The following is a 20,320-nucleotide window of genomic DNA, read 5'->3' as shown; positions in this document are numbered from 1 at the left end:
GTGGTCACTTCCAGGACGGAAGCCACAGTTCGGCGTTCCAGTGCTCGTTGGTGATCGCGTTGCCGTTGAGGATCGGCCACAGCCAGGCGAAGTTGGCCACGACCAGGCCCACGTAGAGCGCGACGACGAGCAAGCCGGTGCCCCGCCGTTCGAATCCGCGTTTCGCGCTGCCGAGGATCTGGCCGAGGACCAGCGTCAATCCGAGAACCAGGAACGGCGCCAGCGGCGTCGCGTAGAAGTAGTACATCTGGCGGTCGAGGTTGGTGAACCAGGGCAGGAACCCGGCGAGGTAGGCGACGAGCACGGCGGCGTAGCGCCAGTCCGCGCGGAAGAACGACCGCCACGCGCTCCAGCCGAGCATCGGCAGGGCCAGCCACCACATCGCCGGTGTGCCGATCAGCATCGTCGCCCGCACGCAGGTCGACTCGCCGCAACCGGTCGCCTCGGTGCCGCCCGCGTAGGCGTAGAGCATCGGCCGCAGCCCCATCGGCCAGGTCCACGGCTTCGATTCCCATGGATGCGGTTTGTCCTTGGGCGTCACCAGGTGCGCGTGGAAGTCGAGGACGTTCATCGAGTAGGTGCCCAGCGATCGCAACGCGGGCGGCATCCAGGACCAGAAGCCGGGATCGATGTCCTTGATCGCGACCAGATTGCGGTCGGTCGCGGTCTCGCTCGCGAACCAGGCCCAGTAGCAGGCGAGATACACCAGGATCGGGATGACGACGATCGCCCACAGCGCGGGCAGCACGTCGCGGCGCAGCGTGCCGACCCACGGTCGCTGCACCCCGGCGGCGCGGCGCGCGGCCACGTCGAAGAAGACGGTGAGCAGGCCGAACGCGGCGATGTAGTAGAGCGCCGACCACTTGACGCCGAAGGTCAGCCCGATCATCAGGCCGCCCGCGAACCGCCACCACCGGAAACCCAGCTTCGGGCCGAACCGGGACTCGTCGATCCAGCCTTCGCGGACGGCGACGGCGAGCCGTCGCCGGACCTGGTCGCGGTCGCACAGCACACAGGCGAACGCGGCGAGCACGAACAACGCGATGAAGATGTCGAGCATGCCCATACGTGACTGCAGGTGCAGGACGCCGTCGCAGATCACCAGGATCCCGGCGACCGCGCCGAGCAGCGTCGAACGGGTGAGCCGCCGGGCGATCCGGATGGTGAGGAACACGATCAGCGTGCCCGCCAGCGCGGGCATGATCCGCCAGCCCCAGGCGTTGTAGCCGAACAGCCACTCGCCGATGGCGATGAGATGCTTCGCCAAGGGCGGGTGCACGATCAGTTCGTAGCCGTAGTTGTCTTCGTAACCGCCGTTGCGCAGCATCTGCCACGCCTGCGGGACGTAATGCTTCTCGTCGAAGACGGGCGTGCCCTTGTCGGTGGGCGTCGCCAGGTTCTGGATCCGGACGATTCCGCCGATGAGCGTCAGCACCAGCGTGACGACCCAGCCGCGCACGCGGTCGGCAGGCATGCCGCGGCCGAGGAGGCCGGCTTCCCGGTCGCTCGGTGGCCGGAGCGCGTCGACCGGATCCGGCCGCACGCTCTCGTTGTCCCGGGTCAGCAGTGCGGTCACGGGGCATGATCCTACGGGCGAAAGAGTGAACTCGGTGTCCGGATGTGCGAACCGGTTAACCTTCGGGAATGACCGAAGGACGCCTCGTGCTGGCAGCCACCCCGCTCGGAGACGTCCGTGACGCTTCGCCGCGCCTGTCCGAAGCCCTCGCGACCGCCGACGTGATCGCCGCCGAAGACACCCGACGACTGCGTTCTCTCACCGCAGCCCTCGAGGTTTCGCCGGTCGGACGCGTGGTCAGCTTCTACGAGGACGTCGAGACCGCCCGCCTGCCGAAACTGCTCGAATCGCTGCGATCAGGCGAAACCGTGGTCCTCGTGACCGACGCGGGGATGCCGAGCGTTTCGGACCCCGGATTCCGCCTGGTGGCGGCCTGCGTCGAGGCGGAGGTGCCGGTGACCTGCCTGCCCGGCCCGTCCGCGGTGACCACGGCGCTCGCGCTGTCCGGCCTGCCGTGCGACCGTTTCTGTTTCGAAGGATTCGCCCCGCGCAAGCCCGGCGAACGCGCGAAGTGGCTCGGTTCGCTGAAGGACGAGCCCCGCACGGCCGTCTTCTTCGAGTCTCCGCACCGCCTCGCGAGCACGCTCGCCGACGCCGCCGAGGTCCTGGGCTCCGATCGCCGCGCCGCCGTCTGCCGCGAACTGACCAAAACATATGAAGAGGTCAAACGCGGCACTTTGCCGGATTTGGCTGCTTGGGCGGCCGACGGGGTCAAGGGTGAGATCACGGTCGTCCTGGCGGGTGCGCCGCCGCGCTCGGTGAGCGTCGCGGACCTCGTTTCGGAAGTTTCGTCGCGGGTCGCGGCGGGCGAACGCCTCAAATCGGCGGCCGCCGAGGTCGCCGAGGCCACGGGAGTGTCGAAGAAGGAGCTCTACGACGCCGTCCTCGCGTCCCGTAAGTAAGGACTAGGACAGCAAGGCCGTCGCGGCTCCGTGCGCCTTCGCGGCGTCGGGCTCGGCGCCGGTGATGACGTCGGTGTAGATGAAGGACTCGCCGATCCGCACCAGCAGGTAGGCCAGATCCTCGACGGGCAAGGGCGGGGCGAGCCGCCCGGCCGCGACCTCTTCTTCCAGGAACTCGCACATCTTCGCGATCGCGCGGCTTTGCACCACGCTGGCCTTCGTCGTCAGGATCCGCAGTGCCCGCTCGGGCTCGTTGCGCAGGAACTCCCGGAACGGTTTCGAGTCGTTCACGGTCCGGACGAAGGTGCCGACGAGTTCCGCGATCCCCTCCGCGCCGCGGCCGAGCTTGCCGGACGCCCGCGCTTCGAAGACCTCCACGGTCATCGACCACAGGATCTCGCCGAGCAGCTGATCCCGGCCGCCGACCCACCGGTGCAGGGTGGCGCGGCTGATCCCCAGCTCGCCCGCGAGTTCGCCCATGTCCACCCGGCGCCCCTCCAGAAACCAGGCGCGCGCGATCGTGAACGCGCGCAGGGCGTCCGGGCGCGGCGAGATCAGCTGGCGTTCGAGTGCGGTTCCGATGAGTGAAACATATCACGCAGCGTCTCATGGATGAGACATATGCAAGAATGTCTCATCTCGATGAGGAGGATGCGGATGCGTGCAGTACAGGTGACCGAATTCGGCGGACCCGAGGTGCTCAACCTCGTCGACTTGCCCGATCCCGTCCCCGGACCGGGTCAGCTGCTGGTGGAGGTCGACCGGATCGGCATCAACTACGCCGATACGCACCAGGCCGAAAACTCCTACCTCGCGCCGAGCAAGCTTCCGCTCGTGCCCGGCGGCGAGGTCGTCGGCCGCACCCCGGACGGCAAGCGTGTCGTTTCGCTGCTCAACGGCGGTGGCGGCTACGCCGAGCGCGCGGCGGTGGAGGAGGCCACCAGCTTCGGCGTGCCCGACGGCGTCGACGACCTGACCGCGCTCTCCTTCATCGTCCAGGGCACCACCGCCTCGCTCCTGCTGCGCAAGAGTGCCCATCTCGAACCCGGCGAATCCGTCGTCGTGCACGCGGCGGCGGGCGGTGTCGGCTCCATCGCCGTCCAGCTCGCCAAGGCTTGGGGTGCGGGCAGGGTCATCGCGACCGCCAGCAGCGACGAGAAGCGTGCCCTCGCTCTCGAACTCGGCGCCGACATCGCCATCGACTCGCGCGCCGAGAACATGACCGACGCGCTTCGCGAGGCGAACGGCGGCAAGCGCGTCGACATCGTGCTCGACATGACCGGCGGCACTGTCACCGACCAGAGCGTCGCGGCCCTCGCACCGTTCGGCCGCCTCGCGTTCTACGGCATGGCGAGCCGCAAGTCGCCGAAGCCGATCGAGGCCCGCAACCTTCTCGGGCACAGCACCACCGTGGCCGGGATGTGGCTGCCGCACGCCTTCAAACTCCCCGGAAACGTTTTCGGCCGCACGCTCGAGGAGCTTTTCGAACTGGCGCTCGCCGGTAAGGTCCGCGCCGTCGCCGGCGGCGAGTACGCGCTTTCCGACGCGCGCGCCGCCCACGAGGCCCTGCGTTCGCGCGGAACGATGGGCAAGCTCCTGTTGGATCCCACCAAGTAGCTCAGCCGAGCAGGCGCTCCAGCGGAGCGGACTTGTGCAGGCATTCCTGCCATTCCGCTTCGCTGTCTGAGTCGGCGGTGATCCCGCCGCCGACTCCCAGCGCGATCGCGCTTTCGTGGACTTCGAAGGTCCTGATCGCGACGTTCAGCTCCAGTCCGGCGATCGGCGAAGCGAGGCCGATCGCGCCCGTATAGACACCGCGGGCCGTGGTCTCCAGCTCGGCGATCAGATCCAGCGCCCGGATCTTCGGCGCGCCCGTCACCGAACCCGGCGGGAACGTGGCCGCGAGCAGCGCCACGTCGTCGATCCCGTCGGCGAGCGATCCCTCCACAGTGGACTCAAGGTGCCAGACTCCGGGAGCGGGCCGGACCTCGAGCAGTTCGGGGACGCGCACGCTGCCGGTGGCGCAGACCCGGCCGAGATCGTTGCGGACGAGATCGGTGATCATCACGTTCTCGGCGACATCCTTGGTGGAGTCCCGCAGCCGCTGGGCGAGATGTTCGTCGGCGGCGTTCCGCCGCGGCAAGGTGCCCTTGATCGGCGTCGACCGGACATGCCGCCCATGCCTGGCAAGGAAAAGCTCGGGGGAGAACGACACGACCGAACCCCAGTCGCCGGTGAGGAACGCCGCCCGGCGGGCCCCCAGACGACGGGTGCCCTCCGCGAACAACGCGATCGGATCGCCGTCGAACTCTCCGCTGAAGCGAGCGCAGATGTTCGCTTGGAACAGCTCACCGGCTTCGATCGCGTGCACACACGCCTTGACCGCGTCGTGGTGCTCCGATGGAAGCGGCCGCGAGAGCGGGCCGGAACTCCAGGTCGTCGCTTCGGGGAGCTCGGCGAGCGCGGATTCCACCGCGGACATTTCGTCGACCGGATCCGGATCGCTGTCGGGCACCAGCGCTTCGAACCACCACGAACCGTCCGCGTCCAGCCGCAGCACCCGGTCGACCCAGCCCCAGACCGCCGGAGGGAGAGCACCGGACCGGCCCGAGGGATCTGTCAGGTCGTAACTCAGGTAACCGAACCAGCCGCCCCCGACAGCGCCGGGCACCGCGTCACGGATCCGGGGCATCCGAGTGGGAATCGCGAACGCTTCGGAGACGTCCAGGACAGGAGTCAGGGAAGCGTTCAGCGCGATGACCGCGCGTGAAGAGAACCAGTCCCCGCAAAGCGCGGCCGGTGGCGCGAGCCCGAGTGCCTTCGCGCGTAGCCCAAGAGTCGCCAGCGCCCGCTCGGGCCCGACGTCCGTCCGCAGCCTCCGGCACATCAACCGCACGCGACATTGTCTCCGCCCGGATGGCAGTAAAGGCAACCCGTTCCGGCGGAAAGTGAGATCCGCGACCACACGGTGACATCGTGCACACCTGCCGTCACGGAGTGAGTACTACAAAAGTACGTCCCCGAGCTTGAACGGATAGACCACGGTGTCCTGGGCGATCGGACCGTTCACGCCGGGCAGCCCGGTACCGAAACCATGCTGGTGCAAGCCCAGCCGCGAGTGGAACCACCCCGGCCTCCCTGGGATTTCGTTGTGCTTGACCAGCCATAGCACCACTTCGCTGTCCGCCCACTTGTCCGGGTGCAGCCGGTCCGTCCAGCAGTCGAGACCCGCGTAGATCAGGACACGTTCGACGCGCGCCGCATGTCGGACGTGTTTGATCCACGCCTTGATGAACCGGTCATCAACGCTGGGCGCCTCCACTTCGAGCGCCGGCGCGAGCGAACCGGGCGCGAAGGCGCCGAGCGCGCTCGCCGTCCGCACGAAATGGTCGGCCTGGTCGTGGACGGCGCCGGGGCGCGCGTAATGCCGTGCTCCGGTGTGGATACCGGCGTGCTGCGCGCCGGCCAGATTGCGTTCCGCGGCGGCGTCCCGCCAGTTGGTGTTCTCGCTCACGGTGACCGAGGCGAACCGGATGTCGGCGCCGCGCACCGCCGCCCAGTCCGTCACCGTCTCGCGGTGGGACAGAGTGACGCCGTGCTCACCTTCCGGATCGATCAAAGCCACCTGTCCTCGAATATCGCCCCAGTACGTCCGAAAGGTCACCTTACGTCCGCGGAGCGGTCGCAAGGTGACCTTTCGGTTCAGCGTGTCTCAGGCGTTTTCGCGCTGGAAGGTCCGTGAGCCCCACCAGATGGCCAGAACCGCCATGACCAGCACCACGAGGCTCCCGGTGAACAGCGCGTCCATCGAGAAGTCACCGCGGAAACTGTTCCGCTCGACATCCACCACGTGCCGGAACGGATTGATGCGGGAAATCGTGTACAGCCAATCCGGCGCCGAGCCCGCGGTGATCGGGATCAGGATTCCGGACAGCAGCAGCAACGGCATGAGAACCGCGTTGAGCAAAGCGGGGAAGGCGTCTTCGCTCTTGAGAGTCAACGCCAGCGCGTACGAGCACGACGCCAGCGTGATCGACAAAAGGAAGACGATCACCAGGCTGAGCACGACGCCACCGAACGGCGCGTTCAGGTCGAAGACCAGATACGCCAGCGCGATGATGAGCAACGCCTGGACGACGGTCTGCAGTGCGTTGGCGAGCACCTTCCCCAGCAGCAACGCCACCCGGCTCACCGGCGTGACCCGCATCCGTTCCACCACCCCCGAGCGGAATTCCGCGAGGAGGCCGAAACCGACGAAGGAACTGCCGAACAACGCGAGCTGCGCGATGATCGCCGGAGTGAAGATCATCCAGCCGTCCACATCGGACAGGCCTTGTGCGTTGAGCGCCTTCACCAGAAGCGGTCCGAAGAAGAACAAGTACAGCAACGGCTGCATGATGCCGATAGCGAGCCAGGTCGGGTTGCGCAACGCCGCGAGCATGTCCCGCCGGAAGATCAACCAGGTGTCATGCAACATGCGTGGCCTCCTTCTCCGGAGTGTCCTCGACAGGCGCGCCTTCTTCGGCATCGCGCAGGCTTCGGCCCGTCAGGGTCAGGAAGACGTCGTCGAGCGTCGGCCGGTGCACCTGCATGGACGTCATCGTGATGCCACGCGCGTCCAGCGCCCGCAGCAGTTCGGGCATCGCGGTGTCCCCGCGCGGCACGCGGAAACGCACCGTGCCGTCGGTGACGGTCATCTCGTGCGCCCCTTCGAGGCGGCCCGCGAGCTCCGCGGTCTCCGCCGCGGATTCCGGTGAGACCCCGATGACGACACTGTCGCCGGAAACCCTCGCTTTCAGCGAGTCCGGCGTGCCTTCGGCGACGATCTTCCCGTCGTCGATGACGATCAGCCGGTCGGAGAGCGCGTCCGCCTCATCGAGGTAGTGCGTGGTCAGGAAGACCGTGACGCCCTGCTCGTCACGCAGCCTGCGGATGTGGTCCCACAGGTTCGCGCGGCTTTGCGGGGCAAGCCCCGTCGACGGCTCGTCGAGGAAGACGAGACCGGGCGAGTGGATCAGCCCGAGCGCGATGTCAAGCCGTCGGCGCTGCCCGCCCGACAGCGTCGCGGTCGTCCGCTGGTCGAGTCCGGCCAGGTCCAGTTGCTCGGCGAGGACGGCCCCGCGGGCGAGCGCGTCCGCCTTGCTCATCCGGTACAGCCGTCCCTGGAACTCGATCTCCTCGACGACCTTGCTCGCCGGCGCGGTGCCACCACCTTGGGCGACGTAGCCGATTCGCCGGCGCACCCCCAGTGGGTCGGCGAGCAGGTCGCAGCCGCCGACCGTCGCTTCGCCGGCGGTGGGCTTGAGAAGCGTCGTCAGCATGCGCAGGGTCGTGGTCTTCCCCGCGCCGTTCGGTCCGAGGAAGCCGACCAGTTCCCCGGCCGACACATCGAGATCGACGCCCTTGACGGCGTGGACCTCGCCCCCGTTGCGGCCCTTGCGGCGGAAACGCCGCTCAAGGCCGCGTGCCTTGATCATGTCTACCCCTTTCCGATATCCAGCTAGTCAAATTTGACTAGCTGACGGATGCACTGTGCCTTAGGAGTCGTTCCGTAGTCAAATTTGATTACTTAGGTGGTGTTCCGAACACAGCCTCGTCGTCGCCTTCGCCCGCCATCACGTAGTCACCGGCCTCAAGGCGGCCGATCAGGTCCCTCATCCAGGTCACGTTCGCTTCCGCGTGCACGCTCCACAGCCGATACAGCTCGCTCACGTGTGGCGGCTTCCCCAGATCGACGGCGTGTTCGCGGGCGTAGTGGGTCGACTGGGCGTGCGCTTCCATGTTCGCCAGCTGCTGTTTCAACAGGGCCAGCACTTGCGGGCGGGGCAGAGTCGGCATGAACGTGACCGCCGCCGATAGCGAGTACCCGGTCGCGTCGTCGCTCGACAACGCCCTGCCCAGCTGCACGAGGAACTCGGTCTCCCCGTCCTCGGTCAGCCTGTACGCGATCCTGTCGGGTCCGCCGCCCGCTTCGACGTCCTCGACCTGTTCCAGCAGGCCTTCAGAGGTCATCTTCTTCAGTGCGTGATAGATCGAACCCGGTTGGACGTTGCCCCATTTGTCGGCCGCCCACGAGAGAAGCTCGCGCCGGACCTGGTAGCCGTGTGCCTTCCCGTACATGCGCACGACACCCAGCACCAGCAGACGCGTGGCGGACACCTAGGCCTCCGATCCTCTCCCGGACAACAATGCCTTAGACGACGTCCGTAGGCTAAACAAGCATGAGCACCCCAGTGTTGACTGCGGTGGCCTGGCCCTACGCCAACGGCCCCCGCCACATCGGCCACGTGTCCGGATTCGGCGTCCCGTCCGACGTCTTCTCCCGCTACCAGCGAATGGCCGGCAACCGGGTGCTCATGGTGTCCGGAACCGACGAACACGGCACCCCGATCACCGTCCAGGCCGACAACGAAGGCCTCACCTCTCAGCAGACGGCCGACAAGTACACCCGTCAGATCGGCCAGGACCTGCAGGGACTCGGCCTCACCTACGACCTGTTCACCCGCACCACCACAGGTAACCACGCCGAGGTCACGCAGCAGATCTTCCTCGCGCTGCACCGCAACGGCTATGTCGTCCCCAAGACGACCCGCGGCGCGATCAGCCCCTCGACCGGCCGCACCCTGCCCGACAGGTACATCGAAGGCACGTGCCCGATCTGCGGCTACGACGGTGCGCGCGGCGACCAGTGCGACAACTGCGGCAACCAGCTCGACGCGGCCGAGCTGATCAACCCGAAGTCCCGGATCAACGGCGAAACGCCGAAGTTCGTCGAGACCGAGCACTACTTCCTCGACCTGACCGCGTTCGTCGAGACCTTGGGCAAGTGGCTGTCCAGCAAGACCGACTGGCGCCCGAACGTTCTCAACTTCACGAAGAACCTGATCGACGACATGCGGCCGCGGCCGATCACCCGTGATCTCGACTGGGGCGTGAAGATTCCGCTCGACGGCTGGCGCGACCAGCCGCTCAAGCGTTTCTACGTCTGGTTCGACGCGGTCATCGGCTACTTCTCGGCAAGCGTCGAATGGGCGCGCCGCTCCGGCAATCCGGACGCCTGGCAGGAGTGGTGGAGCAACCCGGACGCTCGCTCCTATTACTTCATGGGCAAGGACAACATCACCTTCCACGCCCAGATCTGGCCCGCTCTGCTGTTCGGTCACAACGGCGAGGGTGATCGAGGCGGCGTGCCCGGCAAGTACGGCAAGCTGCACCTGCCCGACGAGATCGTTTCCAGCGAGTTCCTCACGATGAGCGGCTCGAAGTTCTCGACCTCGCGCGGCACGGTCATCTACGTCCACGATTTCCTGCGCGAGTTCGGTCCGGACGCTCTGCGCTACTTCATCTCGGTCGCGGGGCCCGAGACCCAGGACACCGACTTCACCTGGGACGAATTCGTCCGCCGGACCAATTTCGAGCTGGCCAACGAGTGGGGCAACCTCGTCAACCGGTCCATCTCCATGGCCCACAAGAACGTCGGCGCCATTCCGCGTCCTGACGCTCCCACAGCCGCCGACGAGGCGCTCAAGGAGCTCTCCCGCAAGGCGTTCGACACCGCCGGCGCCCACCTTCAGCGGTCGCGGTTCAAGGCGGCGGCGAGCGAGGCCATGCGCGTCGTCACCGCCGCGAACCGGTACCTCTCGGACCAGGAGCCCTGGAAGCTGAAGGACGACCCCGCTCGCCGCGACAGTGTTCTGCACACCGCCCTGCAGGTCGTCTCGGACGCCAACACGCTGCTGACCCCCTTCCTGCCCCACTCGGCTCAGAAGGTGCACGAGGCACTCGGCGGCACCGGCATCTGGGCGGCCCAGCCCGAACTGCAGGAAGTCGAGGACCTCGACATCCCCGGCCGGATCAACCCCATCATCACCGGCGACTACAAGGCCGAGCAGGCGAGCTGGAAGTCCGTGCCGATCGAGGTCGGCAAGCCGCTGGAGAAGCCGACCCCGTTGTTCGCCAAGCTGGACCCGGAGCTCGGCGAGACGGGCCCCGAATGGGCGCCGATCTCGAAATGATCAGCTGATGGGCGAGCAGAAGAAGGAGTTGCCCCCGATCCCGGACCGGCTGCCGGTTTCGGTGGTGGACGCGCACACCCATCTCGACGCGTGCGGCGCGGTCACCGCGGCCGATGTGACGGCCATGGTCGACCGCGCCGAACGCGCCGGTGTTTCGCGGGTGATCACCGTCGCGGACGATCTCGCATCCGCCCGCTGGGCCGCGCAAGCGTCCACTTGGGACCGCAGGGTTTGGGCCGCCGTCGCGATCCATCCCACGCGCACCAAGGATTTCGGCGAGGACGAGAAATCCGAAGTGGAGAGTCTCGCGAAGGAGCCCAGAGTGGTCGCGGTCGGCGAGACCGGCCTCGACTACTACTGGGACTACTCGCCCCACGACGCCCAGCAAGACGCCTTCCGGTGGCACATCGATCTCGCCAAGCGGATCGGCAAGCCGCTGATGATCCATGATCGAGACGCTCACGACGACGTCCTCCGGATTCTCGAGGAGGAGGGGGCGCCCGAGCAGGTCGTTTTCCACTGTTTCTCGGGAGACGAGCATGTCGCTCGCCGCTGCGTCGACGCGGGATACGTGCTTTCGTTCGCCGGAACGGTCAGTTTTCGCAACGCGCGCGGGCTCCACGAGGCGGCACGGATCGTTCCGGCGGACCAGTACCTCGTCGAAACGGACGCTCCGTTCCTGACCCCCCATCCGTTCCGTGGACGGCCGAACGAGCCCTACTGCGCCGCCTACACCGTCCGCCACCTCGCCTCGCTCAGGGGCGAGGCGGTGCACGAGGTTGCCGAAGCGGTGCGAGTGACCGCCGAGCGGGTCTTCCGTTTGCCGACAGTCACCTCCCAGTTGAACGGATTGCGACATTAGTGATCATCAATGGTCCACTCAGATGAGTGACCAACGTCACGACACTCCGGGGGGTATTTGCGCAACCCGGCGAGGTTCGTTACTGTCCCGTGATCGTGCCGGTCGGTATCCGCTCATGCGGTTTCCGGCTGTTACGCCCACAGTCACGTCAGTGCACGTCGGGGAAGCGGAACCGGGAGCGGTACGGCCTGGAACCGTGACGATGGCGCTGACTGCGGGTGTCGGACTTCTAGAGGTGTGCCGAAGTGCGCATCGAGACGAAGGACGTTGTGGAGCGGTTGTCGAGCTCCTCGACGTCTTGGGAAAGGGAACGACCCAGTGACTGGTAGCAGTAGGCAGGATGGCTCGCGCCTCGGCGCAGAGACGAACACCTTCGCTTCCGCCGGTTCGGTTGCCGTGCTCGACCGCGACACTCAGTACGGCGAGCTGGACTACTCCGACGACCCGCGCATCACGCACCAGGACGTCCTGGCCGCGCTCGGCCCTGATGCCGATGCCCTGATGGCCGAGATCGACGTCGACGTCGACGAGCTGATCCGCCTCATCAGCGCCGAGACCACCATGCTCCCGCCGATCGTCATTCCGGACGAACTCGCCGAGGAGCGCACCGCGGGCGCGCCGAAAAAGGTCGCGACCAAGGACGAGGTCATCGGGAGTGCGACCCGCGTCTGGAAGAAGCGTTTCCTCAAGGGAACCGTCATGGCGGTGCTGCTCACCCTCGGCGGTGGCGGCGCGGCCGCGATGGCGATGAACAAGAGCGTCACGCTCGACATCGACGGCAAGCAGCAGACCGTCCACAGCTTCGGCGACACGGTCGGCGAGGTCCTCGAAGACGCCGGCCTCTCGGTCGGCGCGCACGACTCGCTCTCGCCCTCGCCTCAAGCCGAGGTGGGCGACGGCGGCGTCATCAAGCTCGAGCGCGGCCGCAAGCTGAACCTGATCGTCGATGGCGCACCGCAGCAGGAGTCCTGGGTCCGCGCGACCAACCTCAGCGAGGCCCTGAACCAGCTCGGCCGTTCCGATCTCGCGAAGTCCGGCACCTGGACCTCGCTCCCGCAGAACGGCGAGCTCCCGATCGAGGGCACGACCGTCGAGGTCAAGACCCTCAAGAACGTCACCGTCTTCGACGGCGCGAATGAGCCGCACAAGGTTCAGACCAACTCGGTCACCACCAAGGAATTCCTCGGTGAGCTCCGGATGACCCTCGGCCCGGACGACGAGGCCGTCGGTGGCCTTGACGTCAAGCTGGTCGACGGCGCCGAGGTCCACATCAGCCGGACCGGCGTCACCATGGTCAAGCAGAACGAGGAAATCGCGCCGCCCGAGCAGAAGGTCGACGACCCGGAGCTCGAAAAGGGCAAGACCAAGGTCGAGGACCCGGGCACCCCAGGCCAGAAGACTGTGACCTACAAGGTCACCAAGCGCAACGGCAAAGAAGTCGGCCGCGAGAAGGTCTCGGAAGAGGTCATCACCGAGGCCAAGTCCAAGATCACCAAGGTCGGAACTAAGAAGCCCGCTGATCCGGCCATCGGTGACGCCGGCGCCTGGGACCGCATCGCGCAGTGTGAGGCGACCGGTAACTGGGCCGCCAACACCGGCAACGGCTACTACGGCGGCCTGCAGTTCAACAAGAGCACCTGGGATGCCTACGGTGGCGACCAGTACGCCGCGTACCCGCACCAGGCCAGCAAGGCCCAGCAGATCGCCGTCGCCGAGAAGGTTCGCGATGCCCGCGGCGGCTACAGTGCTTGGCCGCACTGTGGCAAGAAGGCCTGACGTCGGCTAAGTCCTCCTTTCCTGAAGGTCATCGTGTGGGTTCCCCGCCCGCAAGGTGGCCTTCAGGCCGTTAAGGGCCTCTGTGGACGCGTAGCGTCCTCGGTCCTCGGTCTCGACAGCCGTGCCCACCAGCGCGTAGGCCGTATGCGGGCTACGTTCTGGGATCGGTCGGCTACGGCGCCCTCTCGGACGTCACCGTCGCTGTGGTGCGGGCTTGAATGGGTCTGAGGCCGCGCCTGGGTGCTCTGGGGGCGGTGTACGGGTTTCTTGGCCGGAGCTGCGGTCTGAGGTCGCTCGGTGCCCTCTTCCGGGGCCTGCCGCGGCAGAGGGATTTCCGGCCCGCTCTCTGCGAGATCGACGATCTCGGTGAAAGCGTCACCGCGTCTCTCTGCGGGGGTGCGGCCGTCAGCTTCCCTGTTCGGGGCCGGATACGTCAGCGGCGCTAGAAGCGCGTTCAGGCGGGCGCCTGTCTCTGGATCGAGGTTGCCGCGCATCTCCCATCGGCCGGTTCGTTTCTGGCGCAACCAGAACTCGGTTCGCTCGCGTTTCGGAGTGGGATCCTCAGTGTCGCTCCCGTCCGGGTCGAGATCCGCGAGGAGTTTTGTTGCTTTCACCGTGACGTCGCGCGGTCTCGCAACGCTGGCGAGAGCGACCAAGTCCTTCTCGGCCTCGAGCCGCGCGCTCGCTGTGACCTGTTCGGGCAGCTTCCGCATGACAGTGACGATCCGGTCGATGCCGGCTTGGGCCAGCGCGCCGGTCGTGGCTGCGACTCCGGTCAAAGGCGCGACGGGTTGAGTCGATGTGCCGTCGCGCGCCCGTCTCGAGTTGAGCGCCAGTGCTCTACCGGCCACCTGCTGCGCCTCCGCTCGGGTGACCCGGGCGGCATGCTCGTAGAAGACGGCGATCGAGTCGTATCCGTAGAGGTCCCGGACACCACGTGACTCGATCTCGGCCAGGATCTGGCCGACTTCGGCGGCGATTCGCCGCCCTTCGCGTAGCCGCGTCTGCAACTCGTCGAGCAGCAGATCGGCGTCACCTTCCGGCAGGTTCAGCGGGAAGGTCTTGGGGATTCTTGTGCTGGTCATCCCTCAATTGTCGGGCCAGATTCGAACAAGTGCACGGTATCGATCGGGCGAATGATCGTCACGCTCCGGCGGCGTGAAACCGCTCCGACCACTCTTGAGGGGGAGGCGTGTCGTTTCGGAGATGCCACTGGGATGGTGGGCGTGGGATCAATCCGGCTGCTTGCCCGCGTTGTCCGTCTGATCCCATTCCTCACGGAGCACCCCGTAGACGACGGCGTCGTGCACGCCGCCGGGCCAGCGTCGAGCACGCCGGAACCGGCCTTCTTCAGCGAATCCCAGCCGCCGCCCGACGGCGATCATGCCCGGGTTTCCCGAGAACGTGTCGAAGTCCAAGCGGAGGGTGTCGGTGCGGCGAACAAGTAGGTCGTCCACAAGCGCAAGGCTTCGGTGCCGAACCCGCCGCCCCAGTATCGCTCGTCATAGATGACCAATCCCATCCTTCGCCAGTCGGTCTACCTGCTTTCCCAGTACCAGCTGACCCGGCCCATAAGCCTGCCGTCACTCAGGTCGCACACGGTGAGGCTGGTGCGGGGATCGGGCCGATCGACCTTGGTGGCAGTGAGTTCGCGTGCCGTGGATTCGGCGGCCGCCGCGGTCGTGGTGCCGAAGTAGGGCCCGTTCGTTTCGTGCCAAGGCCGCGCGGGATCGAGTAGATCGCGGAGAGGCCGGAGGTCGGACGGTCGACAGTCGCGCAGCCGGACTTTCTCACCATCGAGTACGACGTCGTCCACCGGCCAATCGTGGCCTACCGGGGGCTGGTTACGATCGTCAGGTGACTGAACTGCTCGGTCCTGCGGAGATCAGGGCGCTGGCGGCCGAGCTGGACGTGCGTCCGACCAAGAAGCTCGGCCAGAACTTCGTGCACGACCCGAACACGGTGCGCCGCATCGTGGACCTTTCGGGGGTTGGTGAAGGTGACGTCGTGCTGGAGGTCGGGCCGGGCCTCGGCTCGTTGACCCTCGGCCTGCTCGCGACCGGCGCCGAGGTCGTCGCGGTCGAAATCGATCCCGTGCTGGCCGGGCGGCTGCCGAATACCGTGGCCGAGCGGGGCGGGGCCGAAAGGCTGACGGTCGTCAGGGCGGACGCTCTGCGGATCACGGTGGAGGACTTGCCCGCGCGGCCGACGGCGCTCGTCGCGAATCTGCCGTACAACGTCGCCGTCCCCGTCGTGCTCCACCTGCTCGCCGGGCTGCCGTCGCTCACCAGCGGTCTCGTGATGGTCCAGACCGAGGTCGCGGACCGGATGGCGGCCGGTCCGGGGAGCCGGACTTATGGCGTGCCCAGCGTCAAGCTCGCGTGGTACGGAAAGGCGCGCAAGGTCGCCGCGGTGCCTCGCGCCGTGTTCTGGCCTGTTCCGAACGTGGACTCCGCACTGGTCGCTTTCGAACGGGGCGACGTGGTGTCGTCCGTGGAGCGTGAGCGTTTGTTCGCGGTGGTCGATGCCGCCTTCTCTCAGCGGCGGAAGACTCTGCGTGCGGCGTTGGCGTCATGGGCGGGCTCCGCCGAACGCGCGGGGGAGTTGCTCGAGAAAGCGGGTATCGACCCCAAGACCCGCGGAGAGCAGTTGGATGTTCATCAGTTCGCCCGGATCGCCGCGGCGGCGGGCTGACCACCTGTTGCAGGTGTGACCGGCACCGCGTGAACGCGAGCCGGCCGATATCAGCACGAGCGCGTAAATCCTCTTCTCGATCTGCATGATCCACTCCTGTCTTAGCAGGCAGCGGCCTTGTCGTAGCACAAAGGTATCTGTTGCTGTCTCAAAATATGGACAGCAGTTCCTGTATCGTGGACGCGACCAGACGTGTGATCTGCGCCTACGTGCTTGCTTTCATCCAGTGGGATCGGTTTTACTCAGTAAGCCATCCCGAGCGACTGAGAGACCTGGCTCGCCGAAGTCGCAGCAACCACCCTCCACAGGGCAGGTGCTACCGCCAGGACCGATGGAGGCTGTGCCTAATGAACAGGGTCACCCACCCGCTCCTGCTGACCAGGCGACGTGTCGTTGATGAAGGTCGCCGCACGGTAAGTGCGTGTCGACGCTCCACCGTTACTGCCTGAGTCTTTTCCCTTACCTCTGAAATCCGTCCGTTTCCGGACGGTTACTCGGTGACGGTTGGCGCGCTCGAAAGAAGCGGCGCCCCATTTGCATGGAGCCTTTCGTGATCACTGTCGAAAACTTGTCCAAGTCCTTTCCCCTCAACGGAAATCCCGTCGTCGCCCTGCGCGATGTGAGCGTGGACATCCAGGCTGGCTCGCTGTTCGGAGTCGTCGGTCCGGCTGGCTCCGGCAAGTCGACCCTCGCTCGTTGCATCGGGCTTCAGGAGCGTCCCGACCGAGGCGTCGTCCGCCTCGACGGACTCAACACTGGGACCCTCGACGGCCGTCGGCTGCGCGAAATCCGCCGTCAGGTCGGTGTCGTGAGCACCAAACCGGAGTTGCTCGCCGAACGCACCATCGCCGGCAACATCGCGTCTCCGCTCGAGCAACTCGGCCTCGATGGGCCGCAGCGTCGCAACCGGGTCGGCAACCTGCTCGACCTGGTCGGGCTCACTCCCCGGGCAGGGCAGCGGCCGAGCGACCTGTCCGAGGGGCAGCTGCGCCGGGTGGCCATCGCCAAGGCCCTGGCCGCCGGGCCGTCCGTGCTCTTGGCCGACGACCCGACCGCGGGTGTGCAGCCCGAGGAGTACGGCGCGGTCCTGACCGTGCTCGACCGTGCGCGTGCCGAGCTCGGAGTCACCGTGCTGCTCACCACTCCCGACGCCGGTGTCGTTCGCCGTGTCTGCGACGACGTCGCGGTCCTGGAGGCCGGGGCGATCATCGAACGCGGATCCGTGCTCGACCTGGTTTCCGACCCGAACAGCCGGACCGCGCAGGCGCTGCTGCCCTCCATCGAGACCGGCCGGGCGCAGGCTTCGAAGTACGACCGCGCGGTGGACGTCGTGCTTGTCGGCTTCGCATCGGTCGGCGCGCTGCTGCCGGAAGCCGCCGGTCGCTTCGACGTCGAACTCGCCACCATCGGGGGCGGTCTGACCCGGATCGGCGACACGCCGGTCGGCCGGTTCCGCCTCGGTGTGCGGGGTGAACGCGCGGACGCCGCACTCGCCTGGATCGCCGAACGTGGCGGCCACGTGACCCACCCGGTCCGCGGACCGCAAGGCGTCGCTGCCTGATTCCTCCACGAACGGGCCGCCCCGGACGAAATCTGTCCGAGGCGGCCCGTTCGTGTCTGACTCGCCCTGTTCCTTTTCTCCTGATGGCGGCACAAGTGGAGCGGCCACGTAGGCTTGAGTCGTGCTCGCCGTCGTACCGCCCCCAGTAACCGTCAGGGTTCCCGCCAAGGTCAACCTGCACCTGGCGGTCGGTGACGTACGCCCGGACGGCTACCACGAGCTGGTGACCGTGTTTCAGGCGCTTTCCCTGACCGACGAGGTGACCGTCGCGATCACCGAGGACCCCGGCGTCGAGGTCTATGGCGAAGGCGAAGGGGCAGTACCGACAGGGGCCAACAACCTCGCTTGGAAGGCGGCACAGGCGCTGGCGGCGCACGTCGGCAAAGCGGACGGCGAGTCCAAGATCAGGGTGGTGCTTCGCAAAGGAATCCCGGTAGCGGGCGGGATGGCCGGTGGCAGCGCCGACGCGGCCGCGACCCTGGTGGGCCTGGCATCGCTCTGGAAACTCGACATTTCCCGAGATGAACTGGCGGGTATCGCCGCGAAGCTCGGCAGCGATGTTCCCTTCGCGCTCTACGGTGGGACAGCGTTGGGCACCGGCAGGGGTGAGCAGCTGGTGCCGGTCTTGTCGAGGCATACGTTCCATTGGGTGCTGGCCTTCGACCAGCGTGGTCTTTCGACCCCGCGGGTGTTCGGCGAGCTGGACAGGTTGCGTGAAGAAGGCAGCCCGCCGCGGATCGGTTCGCACACTCCTGTGGTCGAGGCACTGGCGTCCGGTGATCCGCGGCAGCTGGCGCTGCTTCTCGGCAATGACCTGCAGGCGGCCGCTGTCTCGTTGCGACCGGGACTGCGCCGCACGTTGCGGGCGGGAGTCAACGCGGGTGCGCTCGCCGGCACCGTGTCCGGGTCCGGGCCGACCTGCGCTTTCCTGTGCGCGGATGCCCAATCCGCCGTCGAGGTCGCCGCGGAGTTGTCCGGTGCGGGGGTCTGTCGCACGGTGCGCGTCGCGCACGGGCCGGTTCCCGGGGCCCGGCTGGTCGGCGGGGACGACGCGCCGCGGCCGGCGCCGCCCCGGGTGCACGCGTAAGGGTGTCCGAAATGGACATCGACTAATTCGTTGTGGTGCAAGCTTTTTGGAAAGGATCGGCTGAGGCATGGCCAACTTGGTCAACCTGGAGTCGGTGAGCAAGTCCTTCGGGGTGCGCCCGCTGCTCGACGGTGTTTCGCTCGGTGTGGCGGAAGGACAGCGCATCGGCGTCGTCGGTCTCAACGGGGGCGGGAAGACGACGCTGCTGGAGGTCCTCGCGGGGATCAGTGAGCCGGATACGGGACGTGTGAGTCAAGTTCGCGGTCTACGGATGGCCGTGGTCACGCAGCGGACGGAGCTCCCCGACGGCAGCACGGTCGGTGATGTCGTGCTGGAGCGCTACGGGGCGGAGCACGAGTGGGCCGCTGACGCACGAGTCAGGTCCATTATGGATGGTCTGGGAATCACCGCTCTCGGCGTGGAAAAAGCGACGGCGAACCTGTCCGGTGGTGAACGCCGCCGGGTGGCGCTGGCGGCCGCTCTCACCGGAGAACTGGATCTCGTGGTCCTCGACGAGCCGACCAACCACCTTGACGTCGAAGGTGTGCGCTGGCTCGCGGACCATCTGCTCAACCGCAAGATCGCGGTCGTGGTCGTCACCCACGACCGGTGGTTCCTCGACACGGTCGCGAGTGTGACGTGGGAGGTCACCAACGGTCGTGTCGAGCAGTACGAAGGCGGCTACGCGGACTGGATCTTCGCGCGGGCCGAACGGGCGAGGCTGGCGGCGACGGCCGAAGAGAAGCGACAGAACCTGGCACGTAAAGAGCTCGCGTGGCTGCGTCGCGGCCCGCAGGCCAGGACCTCGAAACCGCGCTACCGCGTCGAGGCTGCGGAGGCTTTGATCTCCGACGTGCCGGAGCCGCGTGATTCGGTCGAACTGCAGGCGTTCGCCCGTCGACGGCTGGGAAAGACCGTGCTGGAGGTCGAGGACGCCACTTTGACCGTCGGCGACCGCACTTTGCTCGATCACGTCACTTGGCGGATCGGGCCAGGCGATCGGATCGGCCTGGTCGGTGTCAACGGGTCGGGCAAGACGACGCTGCTCAAGCTGCTCGGCGGTGACAAGGAGCCCGAGACGGGGCGACGCATCCAGGGAAAGACTGTCAGCCTCGCGCACCTACGGCAGGAGCTCGACGATCTGCCGGGCGATCTGCGTGTGCTGCAGGCGATCGAAGAGATCTCAGGACGGGTCGTGTTCGGCAAGCAGGAGCTCTCCGCTTCGCAGCTGGCCGAAAAGCTGGGGTTCCCCGCGTCGAGGCAGTGGACGCCGGTCGAAGACCTTTCCGGTGGTGAACGGCGCCGTCTTCAGATGTGCCGGCTACTGATGGCCGAGCCCAATGTGCTGCTGCTCGACGAACCGACGAACGACCTCGATATCGACACCTTGCAGCAGCTGGAAGATCTGCTCGATTCGTGGCCGGGCAGCCTCGTCGTCGTCTCGCACGACCGGTATCTGGTGGAGCGAGTCTGCGACACGATCGTCGCCCTGTTCGGTGACGGGCAGGTGACCCATCTGCCGGGCGGCATCGACGAGTACCTGGACCGGCGCGTCAAAAGCCTCGAGAAGGCGAGAGGCGACCGGAAGCCGGGCAACGGGCAGGCGTCCGCGCCCAAGAAGAGCGCCGCGGAACAGCGGGCGGCGCAGAAGGAGCTGTCCCGCCTGGAGCGCAAGCTCGACCAGCTGCACGCGAAAGAGGAGAAGCTGCACGCGGCACTGCTCGCGGCGGCGACCGATCCCAAGAAGCTCATCGAGCTCAACACCGAACTGAAGGCCGTCGAAACGGAGAAGGAGGAGGTCGAGGCCCAGTGGCTCGAGACCTCCGAAGCGATCGAGTGAGTTCACC

The 20,320-nt window shown here is 67.0% G+C and carries 19 protein-coding genes and 1 riboswitch; of the genes, 9 read left to right on the top strand and 10 right to left on the bottom strand.

Translation table 11 applies throughout. From position 1 onward, the window contains the following. Positions 1 to 4: 4 nt before the first annotated feature. Positions 5 to 1,576, bottom strand: a complete 1,572-nt coding sequence (locus ACFOSH_RS17705) for a dolichyl-phosphate-mannose--protein mannosyltransferase (protein ID WP_378240027.1) — start codon at positions 1,574 to 1,576, stop codon at positions 5 to 7. A 68-nt stretch (positions 1,577 to 1,644) separates the two neighbouring features. On the opposite strand from ACFOSH_RS17705, the gene rsmI reads away from it, so the two are divergent. Beyond that, complete coding sequence (gene rsmI / locus ACFOSH_RS17700) at positions 1,645 to 2,478, top strand: 16S rRNA (cytidine(1402)-2'-O)-methyltransferase (RefSeq protein WP_378240026.1); 834 nt, start codon at positions 1,645 to 1,647, stop codon at positions 2,476 to 2,478. 3 nt (positions 2,479 to 2,481) lie between these two features. On the opposite strand, the gene ACFOSH_RS17695 is transcribed toward rsmI, so the two are convergent. Beyond that, positions 2,482 to 2,958 (bottom strand): QsdR family transcriptional regulator, encoded by a 477-nt coding sequence (locus tag ACFOSH_RS17695; RefSeq protein WP_378240206.1) that lies wholly within the window; start codon positions 2,956 to 2,958, stop codon positions 2,482 to 2,484. Positions 2,959 to 3,135: 177 nt separating this feature from the next. Between ACFOSH_RS17695 and ACFOSH_RS17690 the strand changes: the two genes are divergently transcribed. After that, positions 3,136 to 4,095, top strand: coding sequence for a quinone oxidoreductase family protein (locus tag ACFOSH_RS17690; RefSeq protein WP_378240025.1), 960 nt, complete (start codon positions 3,136 to 3,138; stop codon positions 4,093 to 4,095). 1 nt (position 4,096) lies between these two features. On the opposite strand, the gene ACFOSH_RS17685 is transcribed toward ACFOSH_RS17690, so the two are convergent. The 5 genes from ACFOSH_RS17685 to ACFOSH_RS17665 all read right to left on the bottom strand — a co-directional run bounded on the left by ACFOSH_RS17685 (position 4,097) and on the right by ACFOSH_RS17665 (position 8,637). Continuing rightward, positions 4,097 to 5,374 (bottom strand): aminodeoxychorismate synthase component I, encoded by a 1,278-nt coding sequence (locus tag ACFOSH_RS17685; protein WP_378240024.1) that lies wholly within the window; start codon positions 5,372 to 5,374, stop codon positions 4,097 to 4,099. A gap of 108 nt (positions 5,375 to 5,482) precedes the next feature. Then, positions 5,483 to 6,097, bottom strand: coding sequence for a glycoside hydrolase family 25 protein (locus ACFOSH_RS17680; RefSeq protein ID WP_378240205.1), 615 nt, complete (start codon positions 6,095 to 6,097; stop codon positions 5,483 to 5,485). 93 nt (positions 6,098 to 6,190) lie between these two features. Beyond that, on the bottom strand, positions 6,191 to 6,955 hold the full coding sequence (locus ACFOSH_RS17675) for an ABC transporter permease (RefSeq protein WP_378240023.1): 765 nt from the start codon (positions 6,953 to 6,955) through the stop codon (positions 6,191 to 6,193). Beyond that, positions 6,945 to 7,955 carry an ATP-binding cassette domain-containing protein gene (locus ACFOSH_RS17670; RefSeq protein ID WP_378240021.1) on the bottom strand — a complete coding sequence of 337 codons (1,011 nt, stop codon included), beginning with the start codon at positions 7,953 to 7,955 and terminating at the stop codon, positions 6,945 to 6,947. Before ACFOSH_RS17670 ends, ACFOSH_RS17675 begins: the two co-directional genes overlap by 11 nt. 88 nt (positions 7,956 to 8,043) lie before the next feature. Further along, a complete protein-coding gene (locus tag ACFOSH_RS17665; RefSeq protein WP_378240020.1) occupies positions 8,044 to 8,637 on the bottom strand; it encodes a PadR family transcriptional regulator in 594 nt (197 codons plus the stop codon). Between the two features lie 62 nt (positions 8,638 to 8,699). On the opposite strand from ACFOSH_RS17665, the gene metG reads away from it, so the two are divergent. The 3 genes from metG (at position 8,700) to ACFOSH_RS17650 (ending at position 13,131) form a co-directional block, all read left to right on the top strand. After that, the gene (gene metG, locus ACFOSH_RS17660; RefSeq protein ID WP_378240019.1) at positions 8,700 to 10,493 is read left to right on the top strand and encodes a methionine--tRNA ligase; all 1,794 of its coding nucleotides are present in this window, start codon (positions 8,700 to 8,702) and stop codon (positions 10,491 to 10,493) included. Between the two features lie 7 nt (positions 10,494 to 10,500). Further along, the gene (locus ACFOSH_RS17655) at positions 10,501 to 11,355 is read left to right on the top strand and encodes a TatD family hydrolase (RefSeq protein WP_378240018.1); all 855 of its coding nucleotides are present in this window, start codon (positions 10,501 to 10,503) and stop codon (positions 11,353 to 11,355) included. Between the two features lie 396 nt (positions 11,356 to 11,751). Further along, complete coding sequence (locus ACFOSH_RS17650; RefSeq protein WP_378240204.1) at positions 11,752 to 13,131, top strand: transglycosylase family protein; 1,380 nt, start codon at positions 11,752 to 11,754, stop codon at positions 13,129 to 13,131. 62 nt (positions 13,132 to 13,193) lie between these two features. Here ACFOSH_RS17650 and ACFOSH_RS17645 read toward each other — a convergent pair whose 3' ends face one another. From ACFOSH_RS17645 to ACFOSH_RS17635, 3 genes are all read right to left on the bottom strand, one after another. Beyond that, positions 13,194 to 14,216 (bottom strand): DUF222 domain-containing protein, encoded by a 1,023-nt coding sequence (locus ACFOSH_RS17645; RefSeq protein ID WP_378240017.1) that lies wholly within the window; start codon positions 14,214 to 14,216, stop codon positions 13,194 to 13,196. Positions 14,217 to 14,363: 147 nt separating this feature from the next. Continuing rightward, positions 14,364 to 14,588 (bottom strand): GNAT family N-acetyltransferase, encoded by a 225-nt coding sequence (locus tag ACFOSH_RS17640; protein ID WP_378240016.1) that lies wholly within the window; start codon positions 14,586 to 14,588, stop codon positions 14,364 to 14,366. Positions 14,589 to 14,668: 80 nt separating this feature from the next. Continuing rightward, positions 14,669 to 14,947, bottom strand: coding sequence for a hypothetical protein (locus ACFOSH_RS17635; RefSeq protein ID WP_378240015.1), 279 nt, complete (start codon positions 14,945 to 14,947; stop codon positions 14,669 to 14,671). Between the two features lie 41 nt (positions 14,948 to 14,988). On the opposite strand from ACFOSH_RS17635, the gene rsmA reads away from it, so the two are divergent. The 4 genes from rsmA to ACFOSH_RS17615 all read left to right on the top strand — a co-directional run bounded on the left by rsmA (position 14,989) and on the right by ACFOSH_RS17615 (position 20,313). Further along, complete coding sequence (gene rsmA / locus ACFOSH_RS17630; protein ID WP_378240013.1) at positions 14,989 to 15,825, top strand: 16S rRNA (adenine(1518)-N(6)/adenine(1519)-N(6))-dimethyltransferase RsmA; 837 nt, start codon at positions 14,989 to 14,991, stop codon at positions 15,823 to 15,825. Positions 15,826 to 16,072: 247 nt separating this feature from the next. Continuing rightward, positions 16,073 to 16,163, top strand: a riboswitch (SAM riboswitch). A 212-nt stretch (positions 16,164 to 16,375) separates the two neighbouring features. Further along, positions 16,376 to 17,386, top strand: coding sequence for a methionine ABC transporter ATP-binding protein (locus ACFOSH_RS17625; protein WP_378240012.1), 1,011 nt, complete (start codon positions 16,376 to 16,378; stop codon positions 17,384 to 17,386). 121 nt (positions 17,387 to 17,507) lie between these two features. After that, positions 17,508 to 18,473: a 4-(cytidine 5'-diphospho)-2-C-methyl-D-erythritol kinase gene (locus ACFOSH_RS17620; RefSeq protein WP_378240011.1), complete on the top strand. Its 966-nt coding sequence runs from the start codon at positions 17,508 to 17,510 to the stop codon at positions 18,471 to 18,473. Positions 18,474 to 18,540: 67 nt separating this feature from the next. Then, positions 18,541 to 20,313: an ABC-F family ATP-binding cassette domain-containing protein gene (locus ACFOSH_RS17615; RefSeq protein ID WP_378240010.1), complete on the top strand. Its 1,773-nt coding sequence runs from the start codon at positions 18,541 to 18,543 to the stop codon at positions 20,311 to 20,313. Positions 20,314 to 20,320 lie beyond the last annotated feature (7 nt).

It is taken from the genome of Amycolatopsis speibonae, assembly GCF_042647925.1.
Lineage (GTDB): Bacteria > Actinomycetota > Actinomycetes > Mycobacteriales > Pseudonocardiaceae > Amycolatopsis > Amycolatopsis speibonae.
This window is presented reverse-complemented; position numbering and strand designations above follow the sequence as displayed.